Origin of the sequence: Shewanella sp. ECSMB14101 (genome assembly GCF_000773485.1) — a bacterium.
GTDB classification, from domain to species: Bacteria; Pseudomonadota; Gammaproteobacteria; order Enterobacterales; family Shewanellaceae; genus Shewanella; species Shewanella marisflavi.
The window spans coordinates 67,690-92,351 of record NZ_JSFF01000016.1 but is presented as its reverse complement, the minus strand read 5'-3'; the positions used below and the strand labels follow the sequence as shown (position 1 = coordinate 92,351).

22 protein-coding genes are annotated in these 24,662 nt (G+C 46.0%); 6 read left to right on the top strand and 16 right to left on the bottom strand.

All coding sequences use genetic code 11. The features are described from left to right. Positions 1 to 111: 111 nt before the first annotated feature. Positions 112 to 1,128 (top strand): LacI family DNA-binding transcriptional regulator, encoded by a 1,017-nt coding sequence (locus NY07_RS13210; protein WP_033539834.1) that lies wholly within the window; start codon positions 112 to 114, stop codon positions 1,126 to 1,128. A gap of 68 nt (positions 1,129 to 1,196) precedes the next feature. Here the strand turns inward: NY07_RS13210 and NY07_RS13205 are convergent, their stop codons facing one another. Then, positions 1,197 to 1,535: a P-II family nitrogen regulator gene (locus NY07_RS13205; protein WP_033539833.1), complete on the bottom strand. Its 339-nt coding sequence runs from the start codon at positions 1,533 to 1,535 to the stop codon at positions 1,197 to 1,199. Between the two features lie 238 nt (positions 1,536 to 1,773). Between NY07_RS13205 and NY07_RS13200 the strand changes: the two genes are divergently transcribed. Both NY07_RS13200 and NY07_RS13195 read left to right on the top strand, forming a co-directional pair. Further along, on the top strand, positions 1,774 to 2,286 hold the full coding sequence (locus NY07_RS13200; RefSeq protein WP_033539832.1) for a GspH/FimT family pseudopilin: 513 nt from the start codon (positions 1,774 to 1,776) through the stop codon (positions 2,284 to 2,286). Between the two features lie 136 nt (positions 2,287 to 2,422). Beyond that, positions 2,423 to 2,914: a GspH/FimT family pseudopilin gene (locus tag NY07_RS13195; protein WP_033539831.1), complete on the top strand. Its 492-nt coding sequence runs from the start codon at positions 2,423 to 2,425 to the stop codon at positions 2,912 to 2,914. A 68-nt stretch (positions 2,915 to 2,982) separates the two neighbouring features. Here NY07_RS13195 and NY07_RS13190 read toward each other — a convergent pair whose 3' ends face one another. From NY07_RS13190 to murJ, 12 genes are all read right to left on the bottom strand, one after another. Next, positions 2,983 to 3,282, bottom strand: a complete 300-nt coding sequence (locus NY07_RS13190; protein ID WP_033539830.1) for a TapY2 family type IVa secretion system protein — start codon at positions 3,280 to 3,282, stop codon at positions 2,983 to 2,985. Beyond that, the gene (locus tag NY07_RS13185; RefSeq protein ID WP_033539829.1) at positions 3,279 to 3,677 is read right to left on the bottom strand and encodes a type IV pilin protein; all 399 of its coding nucleotides are present in this window, start codon (positions 3,675 to 3,677) and stop codon (positions 3,279 to 3,281) included. The genes NY07_RS13190 and NY07_RS13185 overlap by 4 nt, the downstream gene beginning before the upstream one ends. Before the next feature lie 7 nt (positions 3,678 to 3,684). Then, the gene (locus NY07_RS13180) at positions 3,685 to 7,308 is read right to left on the bottom strand and encodes a pilus assembly protein (protein WP_033539828.1); all 3,624 of its coding nucleotides are present in this window, start codon (positions 7,306 to 7,308) and stop codon (positions 3,685 to 3,687) included. Beyond that, the gene (locus NY07_RS13175; RefSeq protein ID WP_033539827.1) at positions 7,305 to 7,775 is read right to left on the bottom strand and encodes a pilus assembly PilX family protein; all 471 of its coding nucleotides are present in this window, start codon (positions 7,773 to 7,775) and stop codon (positions 7,305 to 7,307) included. The genes NY07_RS13180 and NY07_RS13175 overlap by 4 nt, the downstream gene beginning before the upstream one ends. Before the next feature lie 11 nt (positions 7,776 to 7,786). Next, positions 7,787 to 8,761: a PilW family protein gene (locus NY07_RS13170; protein WP_033539826.1), complete on the bottom strand. Its 975-nt coding sequence runs from the start codon at positions 8,759 to 8,761 to the stop codon at positions 7,787 to 7,789. 5 nt (positions 8,762 to 8,766) lie between these two features. Continuing rightward, entirely contained in the window at positions 8,767 to 9,285 is a 519-nt protein-coding gene (pilV, locus tag NY07_RS13165; RefSeq protein ID WP_033539825.1) for a type IV pilus modification protein PilV, read from the bottom strand. A 233-nt stretch (positions 9,286 to 9,518) separates the two neighbouring features. Further along, on the bottom strand, positions 9,519 to 10,448 hold the full coding sequence (gene ispH, locus NY07_RS13160) for a 4-hydroxy-3-methylbut-2-enyl diphosphate reductase (protein WP_181404220.1): 930 nt from the start codon (positions 10,446 to 10,448) through the stop codon (positions 9,519 to 9,521). A 23-nt stretch (positions 10,449 to 10,471) separates the two neighbouring features. Continuing rightward, positions 10,472 to 10,894: an FKBP-type peptidyl-prolyl cis-trans isomerase gene (fkpB, locus tag NY07_RS13155; protein ID WP_033539823.1), complete on the bottom strand. Its 423-nt coding sequence runs from the start codon at positions 10,892 to 10,894 to the stop codon at positions 10,472 to 10,474. A gap of 6 nt (positions 10,895 to 10,900) precedes the next feature. After that, positions 10,901 to 11,413, bottom strand: coding sequence for a signal peptidase II (gene lspA, locus NY07_RS13150; RefSeq protein ID WP_033539822.1), 513 nt, complete (start codon positions 11,411 to 11,413; stop codon positions 10,901 to 10,903). A gap of 9 nt (positions 11,414 to 11,422) precedes the next feature. Next, a complete protein-coding gene (ileS, locus tag NY07_RS13145; RefSeq protein WP_033539821.1) occupies positions 11,423 to 14,245 on the bottom strand; it encodes an isoleucine--tRNA ligase in 2,823 nt (940 codons plus the stop codon). Between the two features lie 32 nt (positions 14,246 to 14,277). Then, on the bottom strand, positions 14,278 to 15,213 hold the full coding sequence (gene ribF / locus NY07_RS13140) for a bifunctional riboflavin kinase/FAD synthetase (RefSeq protein ID WP_033539820.1): 936 nt from the start codon (positions 15,211 to 15,213) through the stop codon (positions 14,278 to 14,280). 65 nt (positions 15,214 to 15,278) lie between these two features. Next, complete coding sequence (gene murJ / locus NY07_RS13135; RefSeq protein WP_033539819.1) at positions 15,279 to 16,838, bottom strand: murein biosynthesis integral membrane protein MurJ; 1,560 nt, start codon at positions 16,836 to 16,838, stop codon at positions 15,279 to 15,281. Positions 16,839 to 17,085: 247 nt separating this feature from the next. Here murJ and rpsT point away from each other — a divergent pair, with 247 nt between their 5' ends. Beyond that, positions 17,086 to 17,352, top strand: a complete 267-nt coding sequence (gene rpsT, locus NY07_RS13130; protein ID WP_011864900.1) for a 30S ribosomal protein S20 — start codon at positions 17,086 to 17,088, stop codon at positions 17,350 to 17,352. Positions 17,353 to 17,503: 151 nt separating this feature from the next. Here the strand turns inward: rpsT and NY07_RS13125 are convergent, their stop codons facing one another. Beyond that, on the bottom strand, positions 17,504 to 17,800 hold the full coding sequence (locus NY07_RS13125) for an ArsR/SmtB family transcription factor (RefSeq protein WP_011864899.1): 297 nt from the start codon (positions 17,798 to 17,800) through the stop codon (positions 17,504 to 17,506). A 135-nt stretch (positions 17,801 to 17,935) separates the two neighbouring features. Between NY07_RS13125 and NY07_RS13120 the strand changes: the two genes are divergently transcribed. Beyond that, positions 17,936 to 19,342 carry a M28 family peptidase gene (locus NY07_RS13120; RefSeq protein ID WP_033539818.1) on the top strand — a complete coding sequence of 469 codons (1,407 nt, stop codon included), beginning with the start codon at positions 17,936 to 17,938 and terminating at the stop codon, positions 19,340 to 19,342. Between the two features lie 109 nt (positions 19,343 to 19,451). Here NY07_RS13120 and yaaA read toward each other — a convergent pair whose 3' ends face one another. Both yaaA and NY07_RS13110 read right to left on the bottom strand, forming a co-directional pair. After that, on the bottom strand, positions 19,452 to 20,228 hold the full coding sequence (gene yaaA / locus NY07_RS13115) for a peroxide stress protein YaaA (RefSeq protein ID WP_033539817.1): 777 nt from the start codon (positions 20,226 to 20,228) through the stop codon (positions 19,452 to 19,454). Between the two features lie 131 nt (positions 20,229 to 20,359). Continuing rightward, positions 20,360 to 21,838, bottom strand: coding sequence for an alanine/glycine:cation symporter family protein (locus NY07_RS13110; RefSeq protein WP_033539816.1), 1,479 nt, complete (start codon positions 21,836 to 21,838; stop codon positions 20,360 to 20,362). A 426-nt stretch (positions 21,839 to 22,264) separates the two neighbouring features. Between NY07_RS13110 and NY07_RS13105 the strand changes: the two genes are divergently transcribed. Then, entirely contained in the window at positions 22,265 to 24,631 is a 2,367-nt protein-coding gene (locus NY07_RS13105) for a phosphoketolase family protein (RefSeq protein ID WP_033539815.1), read from the top strand. Positions 24,632 to 24,662: the final 31 nt, after the last annotated feature.

Sequence of the window (24,662 nt, the reverse complement as noted above, 5' to 3'; positions counted from 1 at the left end):
ATTGTCGCTAGGGGAAGTGAGATTTGCTGTCTAACCATACAGTATATCGTTTGAGACATATTTATTTTCTGTTGCAGCTAAAACTGCGCAGACACAACGAGTATCCGCTAGATGAAAGTCACCATAAACGATGTCGCAAAACATGCCGGCGTTTCGATAAAAACGGTTTCAAGGGTCACTAATAACGAACCGTCAGTGCGTCAGACGACCATAGATAAGGTAAATCAAGCCATTGCGGCATTGAATTACCAACCCAATGTCGCTGCCCGAAATCTAGCAGGAACTAAATCCTATGTAATTGCCTTCGTCTATGACAATCCAAACGCTTACTATGTCATTGATATGCAAAATGGTATTTTGTCATCATGCAAACAACGCGGATATGAACTGCTAATCCATCCTTGCGATGCCAAATCAGACAATATTTGCCAGGAACTGGTTGATATGGTGCGCCATGCAAGACTGTCTGGATTAGTGCTGACACCACCGCTATCTGAAGATCCAAAAGTCTTGGCGGCGCTCGATAAAATTGGGGCTAACTATGTCCGGATCATCGCCGGGGAAGAGGCGGATTATGATACGGGTTTATCGATTATGGTAAACGACAAGCATGGCGCCATCTCAATAACCCAACATCTGATTGATTTAGGCCATAAAAAAATCGCCTTCTTAAGTGGCGATCATCAACACGAGTCGACTAAAGCCCGCCTGGCAGGCTTTACACTCGCTATGGAGAACAATCAATTAGAGGTTGACCCATCAAACATTATTAATGGCCAATATTCTTTCGAGTCAGGTGTGCAAGGTGCCAAACAACTCTTGGCTAAAGCAGAGCGCCCTACTGCCATTGTGGCCTGTAACGATGAAATCGCAGCTGGCGCGCTCTTTGCGGCTAGATTAGAGGGCATGGCCATCCCCGAAGAGCTCTCAATTGTCGGGTTTGAAGACAGCCCCTTTTCCAGACAAACATGGCCCAAACTAACCACAGTCCATCAGCCCAATAAGCTGATTGCACAAACCGCCACCGAGCTGCTTATTGAGAATCAAGGTAATAAACAAAGCGAACTGACTCACCAGGTCTTTATTCCTCAACCTGTGATCAGAGACTCCTCATCGAGTCCTAGATAACTTGGTAAGATTAGCCTATGCCATAAAAAAGCCGCTGATATTAATCAACGGCTTTTTTAATCTTCACCTTAAACGGCTTCTTCGTTCTCTTCACCGGTGCGAATACGAATCACACGCTCCACTTCGGTAACGAAGATCTTACCATCCCCGATTTTACCTGTTTTGGCGGTATCAACGATAACCTCTAAGGCTTGCTCCAATTGTTCATCTTGGATCACTAACTCAATTTTAACCTTAGGCAAAAAATCAACCATATACTCGGCGCCGCGATAGAGCTCAGTATGCCCTTTCTGGCGACCGAAACCTTTGACTTCAGAAACCGTCATGCCGGTAATACCGATCTCCGCCAGAGATTCACGCACATCATCTAACTTAAACGGCTTAATAATGGCCTCGACCTTCTTCATCAAACGCTCCCTAATATTACGTTAACCCTAAGTTTATGAAGTACTAGCTTACCACGTCCAATTAATCCGCCAAAGATGATTATATCGAGAGGTAAAACGATTCAATATTCATAGAACAGAACAATATATCAGTCCCCCATCAACCAGCATCTGCTTATCTATACTCTATAAACCCGCCGTAAAAAGCAGGGGCAAGTCATTGCAGGATGCATAGACTCAACAATCGCAAGGAAATGCCATGAAACTTAAAAATGGATTTACGCTCATTGAGCTAATGGTGACCCTATCGGTCGCTACCATACTCCTCTCCATAGCGGTACCCAACTTATCCAGCCTACATCAGGCATATCGCGCCGATGCAGCGATAAGAATCATCCAACAAACACTTCAGTTTGCTCGAAATGCCGCCATTAATTATGGTGTGCGGGTAACTGTATGCCCAATCAAAGATAATCAATGCACTAATGATTGGCACTTAGGACTCAGTGTTTTTACTGACTCAGGAACCAGCAATCAACTCGATGGTAATGACAAACTATTGATGCAAACAACCTCATTCAATCGCGATGACTTCGTTTACTACAACCGCGCTGCGGCGCGCTTTCAGCCTGATGGTCTCGCATCCGCTAGCAACGGAACATTAAGGTATTGCCCAAGCTCGGCCGATAGCCCTCATTCTAAAGCGGTAGTCGTCAATCAAGCAGGTAGAGTACGCTTTTCAAAGGAGAAAAATATCAGCTGCAATCAGTAAGCATCCCCTAGCTAGCAGTAGATGCCAAATTTAATCAAGCTGACAAATTATTGGCATTAAAAAGAATAGCTTATATATACTGAAATCCTAAAGCTTCTCGCTTATACTTTGTAACAGTAGCAGTGAGGATCCTTAAATGCGTAAGAACAAGAAAGGTTTTACCCTAGTAGAATTAATGGTGACAGTTGCCGTGGCAGCGATACTTTTGACGATTGGTGTCCCTTCTTTAACGTCAGTGTATGAACAAGTGCGAGTAAACAATAACGTTGAAAAGATTCATAATCTCTTTGCTTTCGCTCGCAATCAAGCAATCAGCTACGGAGCAACCGTAAACGTTTGTTCTTTTGCGTCGGCAACCTCATGCGGAACAGACACTGATTGGAGTGGGGGTATTAGAGTCTATATTACTGATGCCGATAATAACGATCATGAGTTAAAAGCTATTGACAGTTTTAATAGTCAAGACAAAGTTAAAGCATCAGCAATCTCAATGACTTTTTCACCAGACGGATTATCTTCAGGTGGAAATGTAACCTACTGTCCGAATGGCAAAGCCTCAAACTCGCAAAGAGTCCTCATTAGTACAAGTGGATTAGTTTCTTATGGCACTGACGGAAATGCCTGCTAATATTCATTACTTTTATAAAAATAAAAAGCCCCACTAAAATGGGGCCTTTGAAACTTATCACCTAAATCCTATCTAAGCGTTTGTTTATCTATTCTTTTTGCATTAGTGCTTGAGAACTCATGCCCCAAAGGCACACATTCTTCAACACTTTTAATAAAGTACTTCTTACCTTTATTATCTGTTAATTGTTTTCCTGGTAAACTGGCAACTCTTAACTGAAGATCTTTCTCGTTCCAGCGATAAAAAACGACTTGCTCGCCTTTCTTAGTACTATTGATAAAGCACTTATAATCCTGCTTAGCCGCAAATGCTGAGCTGGCTACACTTGATAGTGCGAAGCATAATACGCTGACTACTAATTTATTCATTTCCAACACTCCGCCGAAGGTCCTTTAACACCTGCAGATGTCATAGTAATGGTTCCACATGTCGAGTCTCTGCTAGCTTGTGCACCTTGAGCAGTTGCAGTAATAGTGAACGAGCTAGTACCCGATGAAGCCACACTATAATGACCATGTTCAGTTACAAATGGACTCGCTCCCAATCCGAGCTTCGTCATATCCGTAGCATAGGCACGATTATCAAGATAATACTGCTCCTGTAAATTGGCGACTCGCATTACCGCCGCTACCCCTTCAGAGCGGCCACTCTTAGTCACATAATTGATATATGAAGGATAGGCTATTGCCGCCAATATTCCGACAATAGCGACTGTTATCATTAACTCAATCAGGGTAAACCCAAGTAGTGAACTCTTCTTCATTAAAACGCTACTCATCTATGTGGTAATAAATTTTGTTTGTGTTCAAGCCCGATTCAATATCTACAGTCCCTGAGCAATTCTCGCCTTTTTCATCACATTTTCCTCGACCAATGATAAGTACAGCATCGGGATTATCGGGATCATTTGGGTCATCCGATTCTGGCGGAGTTATAATTTTTGGTGGCTGAGGAATACAGTTGTCACACACATCAATGACATACTCTTCTGAATACCTTCCCCCCTTATGCAGATCTAACGTATATAACTTCCCTACAGATTGAAGCGAACATGAATCTGGATCTGGGGCAGGGCCTGTCGGCGTAAACGAAGTGAAATATACTTTACCGCTTATGATCACTGACGGTGACAAGCTTTTCTCGCCGGCTCCAGCAAAATCGTAATACCAACCTCTTTTCTCCCCAAAGGCGATATTTTCACTCTCTGTGGAAGGAGCTCCTGATGTAATGTTGTAAAGATTATCTGGATAGCTCAACGGAGTTGGTACAGCTGTACCTCCTACACCAAACTGCTGTGTAATCACATTCCTATCTTGAAAAACAAAAAACATATCTTCTGTGGCGGTACCCAATGGATTGGCTCGGTTACCAGAACCTAAAGTCACCGCATCATATGGAACATTCTGATAGGCCACTGTGGTCGTGGTACCAGATTCATCTGTAACAGTGACTCTTGAAGTATTCGTAAAATAAGTTTGAGCGACAGTAGGTTCATAAAAAAATCTCCTATCACTATTACTTAATGCACCACCAACTTGTGCAAATTTAAACCCACTCCAAGTAGTTTTATCCTCTGAAGGCATGTCAATACGCCAAACATTTCCTCCAAGATCTGCTGCGTACAATCTGTCTGTTACACCATCACTGTTACTATCTAATGTTGCAATTGAGCCAACTATAGAATCTTCAATGTTAGGTAGCGATGTATTACCTGACGCGCCGAAAGAATGAATAAGCTGACCATTCGCAGCATTTACAATATACACCATCCTTCCTGAAGCATTTTGACCTCCGCCGCTATCATAACCAGTGTTATATCCGCCGCCGAAGATAATCACGGGTCCATCAAAACCTGGGATCCTTGTCACGACGGGAGTTGACCAAGTCTGTCCTAAATCTTCAAAGCCTACTGTTGTATTGGATATTTGCCACTTCAGACTAGGGACATCGCCTTTAACATCCAATGCATAATAAGATTGGCCACCTCTGCGTAAACCGAAAAACAACCAAGCTTCTTCTATCGTCGCACCATTTCTTTGCACATAAGCTACAGGGGAACCATCCACCCCATAAACACTGTGCCCTGCGGAATAATCATTTCGCCTAATAACACTAACATTTGGCAGCAATTCATATGGCATAAAAGCCCAACTTTCGGATACAGCGTTACCTGTATCTTTAAACGCATGCATTAGACCATGATTTGTACCCACAAAAATCATAGTATGGTCACCGTAATCAATAGCTAAAGGCTGAGAATGCAGAGGATCTCCCATGATGTCAGCTCTAACACCATTGATGTCAATCGAGGTGTACTCGTCCACCTCTCCAGTATCTTTGTAAGAAGCAACATCAACATTCCAGCCTTCAATCCACTTAAAAGCTTTCTCTAGCTCTACATCGACATTATCAATCGGCAATCCCATATAGGCAGCTAAATTACTTTTCCCACCTGCTTTTAATGAAACATCATTAAAATTACTCGCTGAAAATAATTTCAACCCCCCAAGGTCGCTATAAAGGCTTCGCCCACTAGGATCTATACTTCTCGTAGCTCCCCCTGCGGCAACGATATTACCGCCATCTACAGGATCCCCTTTTTCATCTAAATATCCACTTCTATCTCCGTTGGTACTGCAATCACTCCATATAGTACAAGCCGTATTAGCAATACTGCCTGAAGAGTCAATTGCCGGATCCCCGTTAGCATCTACTAACCCTCCGCTAGAGTTAACTTTTAACTTCTTAAGATTACCTGTCCATTTAGGGCTTTGCGAAGGTTCAAAAAGCGCATAATAAGCAGCATCTAAAGTTCGAGTGGGGTCTGCACTACTAAACGCTACACCAGGGGCAGAAAAACGCTGTCCTGTACTATCAATCTCACCAATGAGTTTAGTAATAGCTTCAATCAATTGAACAGTATTATCAGCCCTAGAATAAGTGCCTCTTAGTCCATTTTTTGGATCATTTGAACGTCTGGCCGTTTCTATAAGCAAAGGCTCAGCAGCCTCTTCATCCTCACCCAAGCTAAAGCCTATGGTATGTGTGATAACACGTTGAAAACCATCGGCAGGAGACATATCTTCATTAAACATATACTCAGCTAACGCTGGCAGGTAACTTTCTTTAGCGGGTTGATCTCCCTCTGCTGGACGATAAGTAAATGGCGTCCCCCCCAAGGAAATAATTAAATTATCAGCTGATTTATCTAATACAGGTGCCCCGTCAGTAATGTAGATGACATGCGCGAGCCGATTACACTTTGACAACGGCGAAATATAATTCCCACCGCTTTCAATACTGGTATCATACATAGGCTTGTTAGCATCATATTTAATATTGGTACCGTCACTGTTACCGTTATAATCGCTATCTGAATGGCCAAAATGTATTGCGCCACCACTAAAGTAACGGTAGGCCTCGTATAAGGTTTCGCATAAGGGCGTGTTGGTTTCTGCTGGTAGGTTAGTAATGGTATTAATTAATGCTTCCTTTTCAGAAGCTGTTCGCTGTTTTATTCCAGCGACGATTCGCCCACCATCACTGTCGCCCTCATTTGGAAAGTTCAAATTAAACACTGCTAAACCAAAATCTACAGATGGAACCGTACTTATCACACTCGAAATGGCAGTTTTTGCAATAGCCAAGCGCGTTTGATCTGGAAAATCAGGGTTAGTCCCTTCCGCAACATCTTTCTGATAATGACGATACCAACGTAAATAGTTAGCCGAATAAAGCGTAACCAGCTCCCCTGTATTGAAACCATTAACACCAGGTGTTGACCCCCAAGGAAGATATACAGCATTACTTCCATTACCACTCTTAAGACTATCAACTGGGTAACCTGGAGCAAACGATGTTATATCGTTATTATTATCAGTTTTTTGTGCAGGAATATCTTCCCAACAATCAACAGGATTATTTTGATCTTTGCCCGAGTTATTCTTTATCGGTTGCCAAGTACCTTTACCATTTCCACTTGTAATGTACTCTCGAATATAACCAGTAAATCGTCCGTATTTATTTAATGCCTCTCTGGCAACAGAGCACCCATTAAGCAAATCATTAAATCTATTAGTTTCTGAAGGGCTATCTGGAATACCTAAACCCGCTTCATCAATACCAACACCGATCGCAAAATAAACCATGCCATCGTCATAGGAGTTAGCGCTATCTAGTGGCTCATAGGGATTATTTGGATCATTAACGTACCCTCCCGGCAAACCTTCAACAATGGTGTCCATACTGCCTGAGTTGTCGAAAATTATCAGCACTTGAGGCCGTACATTATTTTCCGCTGGGTTAAGATAAAGATCTGTATCATCCGCAAAAGACTGTACAGGCAAAGCCAATGCTGTAACTAGGCTTGCAAATAAAATTTTATTAAACTTCATGACCCGCTCCCGCTGAGCACTTCCTGCTCAATACCTGTTACAACCATTACTTGACCTAGATTATCTCGTCCGAAACTAACCTGGCTGGATATTTCAATACGGCGACATTTAAACAAATCTGTTCCGCTGGCAGCAGCACTTCTCTGACAAGACACATTCTTAGGCTGAACGACTAAATTCCCTGCTCCATCATCGACTAATGGCAAAGGGGTTAGTACTTGCTTACCGCCAGAAAATGAGTTCTGAGCATCAATAGCTGACATAGTTGCTAAAAATGCTGGTGTCTTATTTAACAGAACAGCTGCAATTCCACCATCAGCCAAGGCTTTTGCCTCTATTCGTTCGGCCCCTGCGCCAGCCATTCGGAGTGATTGAGTAGAGTTTACAGCCAATGCAACACCAATAACCGTCATAAGAATCAAAACGATTAAGGCAAAAAATAGCACGACTCCTTGTTGTTTTTTCATGTGCCCCTCTACTAATTCCTAATCAAAACAGGGTTTTCAAGCATTACAGTGGTTGACATCACTTTCCGCCTAAAATGATCTTGTGGCGCTACAATTGTTTTATCACCCAGCAAATATTGAGTTTCATTAGTATAGCTAGGATCTTCTTCAACCGAACGCACAAGCAAAAAGACTTTCAAGGCCACAATCCTCTGAAAGGACTGATTATCCCACATCACGGTATTTACGCTTCCAACAGGAACATATCGATTCGGTATATCATCCCCATTATCATCAACACCATACAAAACTCTTAAATTTTCAATACCTTCTACGAGTTGCTCCTCGTTATTCATTCCATTGGCAACCGACAAAGTTCGTCGTCTGAGCACAGGTACCGTCCCATCATTTTTTATAAAGTAAATATGATGTTGATATTCCCAAAATCGACTATTGGTTAAAACTGGCGTCACTTGATTACCAGTAAAAAATATTGCCTGACTCGAAGTTGTAGCAACATAATGATTTGTGCCAACATTAGGAGACAATGTATTAGGACCAACCAGTCGTTTTATCTGCAATACATCTGTATTCGCATTCACTCCAGTAAGGCAGCCAAAAGCAACGCCACTAACGCCCGCTTCATACCCCCAAATCCGCCTAAAATGGGACGCTGTACCATTTGGCAGCGTTGCGTTATTAACTCCTCCACCGACACAATCATTTGGAACAGCTGCGGATGATATTGTCGTATTACTCCCAACCACAAAATCTGTTCCAGTCATATCTCCCATAAAGGCCAACTGGGTTAAGTCACGCTCCATAATTGCTAAGGCAATACGTCCATTTTCCTGCAATTGATTAAACTGACTGGTTGTCGTTACGTTAGATGATGACATGCTAAACATAGTAAATATGCCAGCAGATAAAAATAGGCTAATGACCAAAGCCACCATCAACTCGACGAGTGACATTCCAGACTGAGCACGTATAGTTAAAATCTTCATTCTGTTCAAATCACCGTCTGTACTGTAAATAAGCGTCGATGGGTTGTGGTAGAGCCACAATCAGAGGAGGCCGATTCAATAGATGTTTCACGAATCCCCTTCCACGCCATGCTAACTGTAACGCTATTACCGCTTACCACGACGCAGGCTGTTGGGGTATCTAGCCCTCCAACATTCTGAGTTCCTACTGTCTCAGCGCCACCATTGAATAATGTTCGCCACTCATATAAATCCCAAGCAGCCATCTCCGAAGATGAACAGATTGCAGCCCCCTGGCATTGCTTACTTACCGAACTTGGTATTCCACTATAGGTACCTGCATAAGTGGCTAACTGGGTAGGATTTAACTTCATACGATTGATAATATCGTTGGCGTAGTATGAAGCCTGGGTTTGCTGAAAAGACTCGAAGCTGCCTCGTTTAGAGACAACGTGAAGATTGAAAATGCCGATTAAGCCAATAACTAAAATGACGAGTGATACCATCACCTCAATTAGGGAAAACCCTTTCCCACGTTTTACCATGATGTCAAATCTCCGATAATAGCCATACTTTTGACAGTCGTTTCAGTTGTTTAGTCTCTAAAAATCTGAATGTTAGCATAACTTTAAACTATACTAGTTAATCATAGATTAGTCGAATATTACGCGCTAGTAATATTAAGTCTAAAAATGTATCTCCATATAGCCAGGATGATTTTTAAACAACAAAAAAGGAGGCCTTGGCCTCCTTTTCTCATCAAAACAATCAGATATAGCTAACGCAATTCCGCCGGAACGGCAAACACCGTATCTTCTTTTCGTCCCTCAACCTCGGTAATAACGCTAGGTGCCAACTTGGCAATGGCATCTATAACCTGTTTTACTAGGACTTCAGGAGCAGATGCACCCGCTGTAACGGCAACCTTTTCGATACCGTTAAACCATTCAGAGTTTATGTCATCGGCATTATCGACAAGGTAAGACTGAGTCCCCTTCTTGATAGCCAGCTCCATCAAACGATTAGAGTTAGAGCTGTTTTTCGAGCCCACGACAATAAAAAGGTCAACGTCATCGGCAACATTACGTACGGCGTCTTGTCTATTTTGAGTCGCGTAACAAATATCATCTTTACGCGGTCCCTGGATAGACGGAAAACGTTTCTGCAGCGCCGCGATCACATCGGCAGTATCGTCCATCGACAAAGTGGTCTGAGTAACAAAGCAGAGGTTTTCTGGATCTTTAACAACCAAAGCTTCAACATCCGCCGGAGACTCCACCAAGAGCACGCCCCCTTCAGGGTTATCATACTGCCCCATGGTGCCCTCGACTTCAGGGTGTCCCGCATGACCGATTAAAATACACTCGATCCCTTTGCGGCTCGCACGAGTAACCTGAAGATGCACCTTAGTGACTAAGGGGCAGGTCGCGTCAAACACACGTAGTCCGCGTTTTTTCGCTTCGGCGCGTACCGCCTGAGATACGCCGTGGGCACTGAAGATCACTATGCTATCGTCAGGTACTTGATCCAGCTCATCGACAAAAACTGCGCCTCTGTCTTTGAGGTTTTGTACCACGTACCTGTTGTGCACCACTTCGTGACGCACATAGATAGGCGGTGAAAACAACTCAAGCGCCCTTTCGACAATGCTAATCGCCCTGTCGACACCGGCACAAAAACCACGAGGATTAGCCAGCTTGATCTGCAAGCTTTGTGGAGGTTGAGTCATAATTAGAGCTCCTGAATCACTTCCAATTCAAATGTCACTGTACGACCCGCTAACGGATGATTGAGATCGACGGTAACAGAGTCACCAAGTACATTGCGAACGATACCTGGGATCTCACTGCCGCCAGGACCTGCGAAACTTAGGATAACCCCGGCTTCGAGTTGCATATCGGCAGGAAACTTGCTCCTGTCCATATGATGAATCGCATCGGGATTCGACTCCCCAAAGGCATCTGCGGCCTCTAGGGTAAAACTGTGCTTGTCCCCTTGCTTCAGGCCCTTCAACTCTGCTTCAAAAGCAGGACTCAAGGTTTTATCGCCTATGTTTAACTTGGCAGGCTTACCTGAAGCTTTAGTACTATCGGCGGTAGAGCCGTCTTCTAGCACTATATTCATATGACATAATAATGAACGCGTAACAGTCACTTAATACTACCCCTTTGCGACATCTTTGCCGTCTGGTTTACTCTCTGAGATAAACGAATCCAAGATAATCAGCCCGGCACCAACACAAATCGCCGAATCGGCAATATTAAAAGCAGGGAAATGGCTCGTCTTCCAATAAAAATCGAGAAAATCAACCACAAAGCCATGTTGCAGCCGGTCGATAAGATTACCCAGCGCCCCACCTATGACTAAGGTATAGGCCAGATTTAGTCGCCACATAGCGTTTGGTTGCTTACGCAGCCAAACAGTCAACAAGGTACTAAAACCGACAGCCACTATGGTAAACAGCCAACGCTGCCAGCCACCGGCATCGCTTAAAAAGCTAAAGGCAGCGCCATAATTTCTCACATAGGTGAAATTAAAAAATGGCAATAAGTTAATTGACTCTCTCAGGTCAAAATTGGCTAACACCCATTGTTTGGATAGTTGATCGGCGATAAACACCAATACAACTACCCAATACCAACGTAAGCCACTCTCTTTCCAGCTAGATGGCATTCTATTCCCTTATGCGAACTGACGTACTTCGCCGTCACCTTCAATATTGGTGACGCAGCGTGTACAAAGCAGTGGGTGCTCAGCAACCTGGCCCACATCTTCTCTATGGTGCCAGCAGCGGTCACACTTAGCCGCCTCGGTCTTAGCAACTAACAGTTTTAGACCGGCAAGCTCAGTAGCTACTGCATCATCACCCGCACTCGCCAGCGGCGCAATCTGGGTGTTAGAGGTCAGCAGCACAAAACGCAGCTCATCACCTAACAATGCTAGAGACTCGGTTAGGGACTCATCAGCGTAAAGCGTGACTTCAGCCTCTAAAGAACCACCAACGCGTTGTTCACGACGCGCTTGTTCAATCGCCTTGTTCACTTCGTCACGTACCGTGATGAGGTTTGTCCAGTACTCATCGCTCAGGTCGCTATCTAGGGTCACTGACGCTAAGCCTTCAAACCAGGTCTGAGTAAACACAAACTCGTCGCGCTCACCCGGCAGAGATTGCCATACCTCATCGGCAGTGAAGCTTAGAATAGGCGCAATCCAGCGCACCATGGCTTCGGCAATCAAGTAGAGTGCACTCTGACAGCTGCGACGAGCTAAGCTATCGCCCTTAGCCGTATATTGTCTGTCTTTGATGATGTCCAGATAGAAACTACCCAGTTCGACAGAGCAGAATTGCATCAGTTTCTGCGTCACCAAATGGAAGTTATATTGCTCGTAAGCCTCTAAGATCTCAGCTTGCAAGGCTGCTGCACGGCGTACCACCCAGCGATCCAATGCCACCATATCTTCAACGGCAACGGTATCCTTAACAGGGTCAAAACCATTGAGGTTTGCAAGCAAGAAACGCGCTGTGTTACGGATACGGCGATAGGCATCGGCACTACGCTTAAGGATCTCGTCAGAGACGGTCATCTCACCGCTATAATCTGTCGCCGCTACCCAAAGACGCAATATGTCGGCGCCAAGTTTATTGGTGACTTGTAGCGGGGCGATCACGTTGCCGATAGATTTAGACATCTTACGGCCCTGACCATCCACGGTGAAACCATGGGTTAATACCTGCTTGTACGGCGCCTTGCCACTCATGGCGGTAGAGATCATCAGAGACGACATAAACCAGCCACGGTGCTGGTCACTCCCCTCAAGGTAAAGATCGACAGGGTGACCATTATATTCTGGACGCGCGGCAACCACAGACGAGAAGGTAGAACCTGAGTCATACCACACATCTAAGGTATCTGTGACCTTACGGTATTGGTCGGCCTCTTCGCCTAACAGCTCTGCTGCGTCAAGATCCCACCAAGCCTGAATGCCTTCTTGCTCAATTCTGTGGGCTACACGCTCCATTAAGGAAACGCTATCAGGGTGTAGCTCTTCGGTCTCTCTGTGTACAAACAGGGTAATAGGTACACCCCAGGTACGCTGACGCGAGATACACCAATCTGGACGGTTTTCAACCATCTTCTCGATGCGGCTCTGTCCCCAGTCAGGGATCCATTGCGTCTTCTCGATCTCACTCAGTGACTGACTACGCAGCCCCTTTTGATCCATAGAGATAAACCACTGCGGCGTCGCGCGGAAGATGATAGGTGTCTTATGACGCCAGCAGTGTGGGTAGCTGTGACGATAGGCCACATGATTCATCAGCGCGCCTTTCTCTTCAAGCAGCGCAACAACGTTATCGTTCGCTTTAAAGACATGTTGACCAGCAAAGAACTCAGTGTCTGGCTTATAAACACCATTGTCTCCGACAGGGTTAGCCACTTCTAGACCATACTTTTGACCAATCACGAAGTCATCCTGACCATGGCCAGGGGCTGTATGCACCACACCTGTACCCGAATCGACAGTCACGTGATCGCCAATAATGACAGGTACATCAAAATCGTAGAAAGGATGCTTAAAGCGAAGTAGCTCTAATGCCTGACCTTTAACACTGCCAAGTACACGGTGCGACTCGGCGCCATAACGCTCAAGGCAAGACTCAACCAACTCCTGCGCCACTATGATGGCCAGTTGCTTGTCTTCTTTAGTGAACTCAACCAAATCGTAATCGATATCGCCGGCCATTGAGAGACCGCGGTTCGCAGGCAGGGTCCAAGGGGTAGTGGTCCAGATAACGGTCGCGACATCGGCGTCACATTGCTCGACACCGAATTTAGCCAGCACTGCAGCCTTATCTACTGCCAAGAAGGCAACATCAATGGCTGGTGAGGTCTTATCTTCATATTCAACTTCAGCTTCCGCTAACGCCGAGCCACAATCGGTACACCAGTGTACTGGCTTAACCCCTTTGTGCAGGTGACCATTATCAATAACCTTAGCCAGTGAGCGAACAATGTTGGCTTCGGTATCAAAATTCATGGTCAGGTAAGGATTTTGCCAATCCCCAAACACACCAAGACGGATAAAGTCTTCGCGCTGGCCGTCAACCTGCTGCGCCGCATATTCACGACACTTCTGACGAAACTCGGCTGCGGTTACCTTCTGTCCAGGCTTACCCACTTTCTGCTCAACCTTAAGTTCGATCGGCAGACCGTGACAGTCCCAACCCGGAATATAAGGCGCATCGAAACCCGACAAGGTTTTAGACTTAATAATGATGTCTTTTAAAATCTTATTTACTGAGTGACCAATATGAATACTACCGTTCGCATACGGCGGGCCGTCGTGCAAAATGAAGGGCTTGGCACCTGTGCGGCTTTCACGAATCTTTTGGTACAGCTTGTTCTCTGTCCAAGATTTCAACATCTCTGGCTCGCGCTTTGCCAGGTTACCACGCATCGGAAACTCAGTTTCCGGCAAGTTTAAAGTAGATTTATAGTCGCTCATTGATCCTATACCGTTAATTTAGCTAATAGAGCTCAGCCTGCATCTAAGCCAAGCAGAGCCTTGGCTCTGTCAGCATCATCTTTAATTTGAAGCTTCAGCGCATCTAATGACTTAAATGGCTGTTCATCCCTAATCTTTGCCACCAACTCGACTTCAACTGTGCGGCCATAAAGGTCACCATCGAAATCAAACAGATGGACTTCTAACTGACAATTTTGTCCATTGACTGTGGGCCTGAAACCCACATTGGCAACGCCTTCGTAAATATCGCTGCCGTCCCAATACAGTTTCACCGCAAAGACACCTCTCACCGGAGAGACCTTGCGTTTTAAGGCGATGTTCGCCGTTGGAAAACCTATGGTTCGGCCAATTTTTTCCCCGTGAGCCACCTTGCCACTGAGCGCATAGGGATGTCCCAATAGGCGCCTTGCCTGCTCCAGATTACCTTTGGCTAACTGAGAGCGGATCTCGGTGGAACTCACCCGCTTATCGCCAATGATAAAACTATGGGTATTGACCACAGCAAAGCCATATCGCTCGCCGGCGGCTTTCAGCATCTCAAAATTTCCACGTCGCTGCTTGCCAAAACAGAAATCATCACCGACCACCAGATACTTAACACCAAGCTGCTTAACCAAGAGATCTTCGATAAAGGCTTCGGCGGGCATCGAGGCAAACTTCTGATTGAAATTGACACATAGCAGACGATCTATGCCGAGCTCATCGAGCAAGACAATTTTATCGCGCAGCAAACTCAGCCTGGCAGGGGCATTCTCCCCTCTAAACAGCTCTTGAGGCTGTGGCTCGAAGGTCATCAGTGTCGCAGGAACCTTGAGTTGCTTTGCCTTTTTCACAAGGGGAGCAATGACTTCGGCATGACCACGGTGCACGCCATCAAAGTTACCAATAGTCAGCACGCAACCCTGGTGTCTGGGTAAAATATTATGTATACCGCGGATCAGTTCCATTACATTCAATAACTAGCAAGCATAAGTTCGCGGATTATATACTAGCTGAGAAGGATAATCAGCACTCAAAAGCCAGCTTTCATCCTCCAAGGGCGAATTCCTAACAATAACATAACCAACAGGTACACCACAGCCCCCGAACCGATCAACAACGCCAGTTCTGTCGCCCGTCCCACAAAGGTAAAATTCAACCAGTCGTCCATGCTCGGCATCAAGTAATAGAGCACCGACATCATTAGCACTGCGGCGGTAATGGTTTTACCCATAAAGACAAAGGTTTGCTTTGGCACTTGATAAACACCGGCGCGATGTAAACCGCGATAGAGCAAACAAGCATTAAGCAGCGCCGACAGAGAGGTCGCAATCGCCAATCCCACATAGCCAAAGGGAAATACAAAGATAAGATTAAACACCATGTTGCTCACCATGGCGATAATGCCATAACGCACGGGCGTCTTAGTATCCTGACGAGAGTAATACCCAGGCGCTAACACTTTAATCAGCATGAAACTTAACAGTCCCGACCCATAAGCCATCAAACTGTATGAGGCCATATAGACATCATCGACAGTAAAGGCGCCGCGCATAAACAGCACCATCAGCATAGGCTTGGCTAACAAAATCAAGCCGCACATCGCTGGTACGCCCATCAGTAATATCGCTTTAATGCCCCAGTCCATAGTCTTGGCAAAGCCATCTCCTTCGGCATTAACATATTTCTTCGACAGCGCGGGTAAGATCACAGTCGCAATCGCGATACCAAATAATCCCAAGGGAAATTCCAACAAACGGTCAGAGTAATAGAGCCAACTGATCGAGCCTGTCATCAAGAAACTGGCGATAAAAGTATCGAGCAGTAGATTGATTTGCGATACCGACACCCCAAACAACGCTGGCAGCATCAAGGTGCGAATCTTCACCACGCCGGGATGATGCCAGCCCCACGAGGGCTTAACCAAAGCCTTCTCTCGCATCAAAAATGGAATTTGAAACAGAAACTGAATTAAACCACCAGCAAAGACGCCCCACGCCAAGCCTATTTCCGGCTGTTCAAGCCGGGGGGCCAGGAAGATGGCGGCGCTGATAATTGCCATATTCAAAAATACCGGGGTAAAAGCCGACACGGCAAACCGCCCCCGAGTATTTAGGATAGATCCGGCCAGCGCAGTAAAGGTAATAAACCAGAGGTAAGGAAAGGTGATCTTCAGCATCAGCGAGGCTAGCTCAAACTTTTGACCATTGGGCTCATCGTTCAACCAAGCTAAAAACCAGCCGCCACCAAATAGCGCCGTCAATACCGGAGAGGCGATCACTCCAATCAAGGTCACCAGGGTCACTACTACTCCGAGCGTGCCGGCCACTTTAGCCAGCAACAGCCTTACCGCCTCGTCATCATGCTTCTCTTGGTATTCGGTTAATACAGGCACGAACGCTTGAGCGAATGCTCCTTCGGCAAATAGTCGACGTAAAAAATTAGGAATTTTATTAGCGAAAAAGAAAACGTCTGCGCTGCTCCCTGCCCCCATTAGGTTTGCAATTACAACGTCTCTCACTAAACCTAAAACACGAGAAATCAGCGTCATAGCACTCACTATCATGCCTGACTTAAAAAGTTTCTTGCTCAAAGCTCCCCCTGAAACGAGCACCACAGGTGTGTCGAGCAAGTTAAAAAGTCGACTTACCCCCTGTCACCAAGCAGCAAATACTGCTAGAATTGCGCACCATATTACACGAGTTAGGTTGAAGAACGCCAAGTCTGCTCTGATTATTTATCTTTAAGATAAAGATCCGATCATTGTCATTGACAAACTGACTAAAAAAAGGCATATTCCTCGACCTTTAAAAATATCTAACCCTTTTAGGAGTTGCACCTTGGCTAATAGCAAGTCTGCAAAGAAGCGCGCGCTTCAATCTGAAAAACGTCGTCAGCACAACGCTAGCCGTCGTTCTATGCTACGTTCTTACGTTAAGAAAGTTATCGCTGCGATCAACACTGGCGATCACAAAGCGGCAACTGAAGCATTCAATGCTGCACAACCAATTGTTGACCGTATGGCGACTAAAGGCCTTATTCACAAGAATAAAGCTGCTCGTCATAAGGCTCGTCTAAACGCTAAGATCAAAGCACTGGCTGCTTAATCTGTCGCGATATAAAAAAACCGGCTTAGGCCGGTTTTTTTGTATCTAAAATATAATGGGGCTGCTAAAAGCCGCTCAATCTCGCGCCCGAAAAAAAAAGCTGACAGCATACTGCCTATCAGCTTTTCTCCCTGCACTATATCATCTCTACCTAGTGGCAATAGATGGTATTGAGTAACTTAATAATCTCGGATACTTCCTTGCTTTTTAGCGAATAAAATACCGTTTGCGCTTCTTTTCGCGTTTCAACTAAGTTGTCTTTACGAAGCCATGCTAAGTGTTGCGATAGCGCAGATTGGCTAAGCCCGAGCTTTTTATTCATCTCACCGACACACATCTCACCTTCGCTCAACAAGTAGCATAAGATGAACAGTCGGCGTTCATTTGCCAGAGCCTTTAGCAATACAACAGCATTATCCGCTCGTTGCTGCATCAATTCTATATTCATTACGAGCAATTTCTCCTAAAACAAACCCCGGCACTAATATAGCGTTGACTTAAAGATATAGTCGGGACATAAAGCACACTTTTTGCTAGATTGTTTTCAAAAATGGGACATACGTAATAAAAATAAAGGAAACTCATGAAAAGCTCCCCTCTCCCCCTCTTATTCACCCTCTTTTTTACCGGGCTAGTAGGTTGTCAAAGCACGACAACAGCAGACACAAATCAAAATGTTAGCGCGCAACTACAACAAAAAGCACTCGAGTCCAGCTTAGCTTACGATATTGTCGAGTCATTGACGGTTGAGGTTGGCCCAAGACTCGCTGGTAGCGAGAAAGACCTAATCGCCGTTCAGTGGGCTGAGAACAAGCTTAACTCACTCGGTTTTGACAAAGTCTATAAAGAAGCCGTTAAGGTTCCCGTCTGGCAACGCGGAGAGGCTAAGGCCAGCATTGTCTCCCCTTTCGCCCAACCTTTAGTGATCACAGCCCTCGGTGGCAGTGTGGGCACGCCAGAAGAAGGCATCAATGCCCCTATCGTACGCTTTGAGTCCCTCGAAGCGCTAAAACTCGCCGAGCCTAGCCAGGTATTGGGGAAAATCGTGTTTATCGATCACATCACCCCTAGGTTTAAGACAGGTAAAGGCTATAGCATCACAGTTGGTGGTCGTTCACGCGGCGCCATTGCCGCTGCCGAAAAGGGCGCCTTGGCCATTGTCATTCGCTCTATTGGCACAGATCATGACAGGATGGCCCACACGGGTATGATGCGTTACCAAGAAGGGGTTGAGAAGATCCCTGCGGCCGCTATGTCTAACCCCGATGCCGATCTCATTGCCTTGATGCTAAAGCGCGATCCCAATGTCATACTCCACCTTAAGCTGACCCCTAAAAACTTGGGCTATGCCACCTCATATAATGTTATCGCCGAAGTCACTGGCAGCAGTAAACCCGATGAAATAGTGCTTATCGGCGCGCACCTGGACTCATGGGACGAAGGCACAGGGGCTATTGATGATGGTGCTGGTGTCGCAATTGTCACTACGGCTGGGCATCTTATCTCCCAGCTACCACAACGGCCAGCCCGCACGGTTCGGGTTGTACTCTATGCCGCAGAAGAGTTGGGGTTGATTGGTGGTAAGAGCTACGCTAAAGCACATCAACATGAGCTGGATAAACACTATATTGCCGCCGAATCTGACTTCGGCGCAGGGTATATCTACCAGTTAGACTTTAACGTCGCAGACAGCGCCTTTGCGGCCATACAAGCCCATACAGCCTCAATGCAAGCCAACGGCGTTGCCATGGGTAACAACCAGGCTTCAGGCGGGCCCGATGTCTCTATGCTGCCTAACCATGGCGTTCCCGTCGCATCACTTAGACAAGATGGCACCGATTACTTTGACTATCACCACACGCCAAACGATACCTTAGACAAAATCGATCCCAAGGCCCTGGCACAAAATGCCGCCGCCTATGCGCAGTTTGCTTACCTGATGGCGCAATCAGAGATTGAGCTTAGACCGCTAACGTCTAAGACCAAGTAGACAATCTCAGTTAAGCGAGAGTCGAAATTCCAACCTTAGTTTCAGACAAAAAAAAGCAGCCGGTGGCTGCTTTTTTCATGGGGTTGAGCCGTTGTGGCTCTGGCATTCGCTAGGCTTGCTCTTCTCTGAGGAATACAGGCTCATTAACGCTTGAATCCGCTTCACTGTAATAGTAGCCGGCCGTATCAAACTTAAGGAGATCTTCATAACGGCTGACATTATTGTCCAGCATATAACGCACCATCATGCCGCGCGCCTTCTTTGCGAAGAAACTAATGACCTTGTACTGGCCATTCTTCTTATCCTTGAAAATAGGCGTTATCACCTGACCTTGGATCTGCTTAGGCTTAACCGACTTAAAATATTCATTTGAAGCAAGATTGACCAGAATGTCATCCCCCTGCTCGGCAAGGGCTTTATTGACCTCTGTGGTGACAATATCGCCCCAAAACTGATACAAGTTCGCTCCTCTTGGGTTCGCCAGCTTAGTGCCCATCTCCAGTCGATAAGCCTGCATCAGATCCAATGGGCGTAGCAAGCCGTACAAGCCAGATAAGATACGTAAATGCTTTTGTGCTCGTTCAAGACTTTGCGCCGACAAAGTATCGGCATCCAGTCCGGTATAAACATCGCCACGAAATGCAAACAAGGCCTGTTTAGCATTGTCCAGATTAAAATCCTTGTTCCACTCGGCAAAACGCGCCGCATTCAAACCGGCTATTTTGTCACTTACCTTCATTAAAGAGGCGATATCTGCTGGTGTTAGCTCTCGACATACCTCGATCAGCGCTTCACTGTGCTCAAGCAGTGTCGGCATGGTAAAGGTTTGAGTACTTGCTGGTGTTTCATAATCCAGGGTTTTAGCCGGAGAGACTAAAATCAGCATAAATTGTCCTTATTTCTAACGATCAACGAGATGTCTATCATACTGACGCTGACATAAAAAAACCACGCCCATTGGACGTGGTTTTTTAGATGGTACTAATAGATATTGGCTATTAGCGCCGAGGTATTAGCCTACACCTCGGGCACGGCTATCGACTTATCTTGCTCTTTAGTCAGTACCGCCGCGTTAGGCTTACCTTTCCAGATCTGGTCATCGAGTCCATTTAACTCTGGGAACTGCGCCGCATCAAAGGTAGGCACCTTGCCTGCCTTCAGCTGTATTTCGTAATCTTTAATCACTGCATAGGCGACCTTAGAAAGCATGACTATCGCAGCAATGTTGACCAGCGCCATCAAGCCCATAGACACGTCGGCAAAGTTCCATACTAATTGCAGTGAAGCAACGGAGCCCGCCATAACCATAGCTAGCACTGCAACACGGAAGCTATACAGTATCTTCTTACTCTTACTGAGGAACAGGATGTTGCTCTCGGCATAACTATAGTTAGCAATGATCGAGGAGAAACAGAATAAGATAATCGCAAATGCCACAAAATAGGCGGCCCATCCACCCACTTCATTGGTCAAGGCTAGTTGCAACAAGCCAATGCCTTTCTGCTCGCCAGGCGCATCTAACACTCCGGACAGCAAGATAATGGCTGCAGTTGCACTACAGATGACGATAGTATCAACAAAGACCCCTATCATCTGCACAAAGCCCTGTGATGCCGGGTGATTAGGATTCGGCGAAGCCGATGCTGCAATGTTGGCTGCGCTACCCATACCGGCTTCGTTTGAAAATAGTCCCCGGGCGATACCCGCCATCATAGCGCCCATCGCACCGCCGGCGGCTTCTTCCCAACCAAAAGCACTTTTTACTATATAAGCAATCGCCGCAGGAACTTGCTCAATGTTCATCGCAAGCACCACCAGCGCAATCGCCAAATAAGCCACCGCCATGATAGGCACGATAAGCTCAGAAGCCTTAGCCACTTTCTTAAGGCCTCCGCTAATGATATAGGCCGATGCAGCAACTATGACTAAGCCAACCATGGTCTTATCGAAACCAAAGGCATTGTTAAGCGCGTCTGTCATGGTATTAGCCTGGGCGGCGTTAAAGGCAAAACCGAAGGCAATGATCAGCAAAATAGAAAACAGAGATCCCATCCAACGCTTACCTAAGCCTTTTTCCATATAGTAAGCAGGACCACCACGATACTGGCCATCGCTGTCTTTGATTTTATAGACTTGCGCTAAGGTTGATTCAATAAAGGCGGTCGCCATCCCCAGCAACGCAATGAGCCACATCCAAAAAACGGCACCCGCACCACCGACAGTGATCGCCACGGCCACACCGGCCATGTTTCCGGTACCCACCCTTGCTGCCATAGAGGTACAAAACACCTGAAAGGATGAAATACCGTTAGTTTTCTCACGGCCCTGTAACACTAGCTTAGCGCCATGACCAAACATTCTGAGCTGAATAAAGCCCAATCTTAATGTAAACAACACGCCCGCAGCGACCAGCACGTAAATCAGCACGCTACCCCACAACATGCCGTTAACCGCGTTAATCGCAGAGTCGATTAAATTTAATACAGATTCAAACATAGAACTTCTATAACCCTTAGGACGTTTACGGCGCCATAGTAAAACAGGTCGCCATCGTTGTTGAATTTCCTTCCCAATTTGATCGAATATTTTCGGCAGGATTATCTTTTCGAATTATCCTTTCATGATGCTAAAGCAACATGCCTGCCGAATCCGACACGCCAAAATAGCATACCATCAAAAAATCACCATGTGACACAGATCACACTTACCCATTTACATGACATTGGCATCACGCAACCAGACACAAACAAGCTACTGTATTAACGTGGATAACATAGTATTTACGACCAAAAATTTAACATTCTGTAAATTTTATCACTTTGCAAAAATAAGATATTGAACACGTTTTTGTAATAAAATTACAAATATAGTGCCTCACATAAGCTTTGATTAACTTTTTGCTTACTATAAATGGGGTTATTTATGTCACAACAGCAAGAGATCACCGCACTCAAGAAATTTGTAAGAGCAACCAACTTCTTGGCTACCTCGCAAATTTACTTAAAGCAGAACGTTCTGCATAAACGTCCGTTAGAACATAGCGATATCAAGCCCAGACTGCTAGGTCACTGGGGAACCTGCCCAGGTATCAACTTCGTCTACGCCAACGTTAATCGTCTCATCAAGAAAACCAATCGCCCTTTCCTCTACCTTGTCGGCCCAGGTCACGGCTTCCCAGCAGTACAAGCTAACCTATTTATGGAAGGATCGTTAAGCCATTTCTATCCTGAGACCATCCCTTACAACGAGACAGGTATCGAAGATATCTGTAAGAAATTTTCAGCCGCCTATGGTTATCCATCACATGCTAACCCTGAAGCACCGGGTCAGATCCTAGAAGGTGGTGAACTGGGTTACTCATTATCAGTGGCCTGGGGCGCTGTACTGGACAACCCTAACCTAATCGCTACCGTACTTATCGGTGACGGAGAGTCTGAAACCGGTCCATTGGCGGCATCTTGGTATGCAAACCGTCTGGTTTCGCCAGCCAACAATGGTGCCGTACTGCCAATCGTACACATTAACGGCTACAAGATCTCAGGCCCTACCCGTATGGGTCGCATGAGCCACGAAGAGCTTGAACTTGAATTCAAAGGCCTTGGCTACCATCCAATCATTGTCGACAGTGATCTTGAAGAAGATGTCTATCTGCAGATGACCAAAGCCATGGATGATGCCTATGCCATGATCGACGCGATTCAGACCAAAGCTCGCAGTGGCGAAGATGTCGTTAAGCCTCGCTGGCCAGTGATCCTGATGCGCACAGCCAAAGGCTGGACAGGTGTCGCCGAAGATAATGGTAAGAAGCTAGAAGGTAACTGCGAATCGCACCAGGTTATCGTTAACAAGTGTGCTAAAGATAAACAGCACCTGGAGGCACTGGATCAATGGCTTGCCAGCTACAAGTTCAGTGAACTCTATAGCATCAACGAGCAAAACCAGATCGTCTTTGACAAAGATATCCAATCACTGCTCCCACCAAAAGAGCTTTGCTGTGGTCGTCAACACCTGAGCTATGGCGGTGAAGTGGTACGTTCACTGAACAATCCTAAGCTGGAAGATCTGGCCTACGGCGCAGAAACACCAAGAGGCCAGCGTGGTTATTCTATGCTGAAGATGGGTCAATGGATGCGTGACGCCTTCAAGCTCAACAGAGACCAGCGTAACCTGCGTATATTCAGTCCAGATGAAACTTACTCTAACCAGCTTCAAGCTGTGTTTGAAGAGACAGATCGTGCATGGCAATGGCCAATTGAAAGCTGGGACGAAGATATGTCTCGCGATGGCCGCGTACTCGAGTTGCTATCAGAAAACTTGCTCTTTGGTATGCTGCACGGCTACACAGTAACAGGTCGTCACGGCATGTTCCCCACTTATGAGTCCTTCTCGCAAGTGGTGTCGTCTATGGCCGACCAATACTGTAAATATGTCTATGCCAGCCAGGGCGTACACTTCCGTAAGCCGGTTCCTGCTTGTAACGTCGTGCTCTCTTCACTGCTCGAGCGTCAAGATCACAACGGTTATTCTCACCAGAATCCATCATTCTTGGGCGCTATGCTTGAGAAACACCCAGAGATCATCTCGGCTTATCTACCTGCCGATGCAAACTCTACACTGGTCTACACTGAGCGCGCCTTCGCCGACCGCGATAAACTCAACATCATTGCCGCAGGTAAGAAAGAACTACCACAGTGGCTATCGTTGGACGAAGCACGTCAACAGGCCAAAGATGGTGTCATGGTGTGGGATTTTGCCTCAGATGATAATCCTGATGTGGTACTAGCAGGCTGTGGTGACTATGTCACGCAAGAGTGTATGGCATCTCTGGTTATCCTACGCGAACTGTTACCAAGAGTGCGCGTACGCTTCGTCAGCGTAACAGAGTTGACCAGCAGCGGCCTGGGTAGCCGTAAGTTCCAAAGCAAACCTTGGATGATGGATGAGATCTTCACCGCCGATAAGGGAGTGGTATTTAACTACCATGGTTATCCAAACACCATTAAGAAACTGGTATTTGATTACAAAGGTAGCCACAGATTCCGCATCAAAGGCTATGAAGAAGAAGGCTCAACCACTACGCCTTTCGACATGGGTGTACGTAACGGTACCTCTCGCTACCACTTGGTTATCGACATGGCTTACAAGCTATTCCAGCAAGGTGTTATCGATGAGACCCAACATGTGGCCATCACCACCGACATGCTACAACGCTTAGTCGATCACCGTAACTATATTAAAGCGAACGGTGTTGACCCAGAAAACATCGAAAACTGGGTGTGGACACGTTAAGACTAGATTAACGCCACATTAATCATTCGAC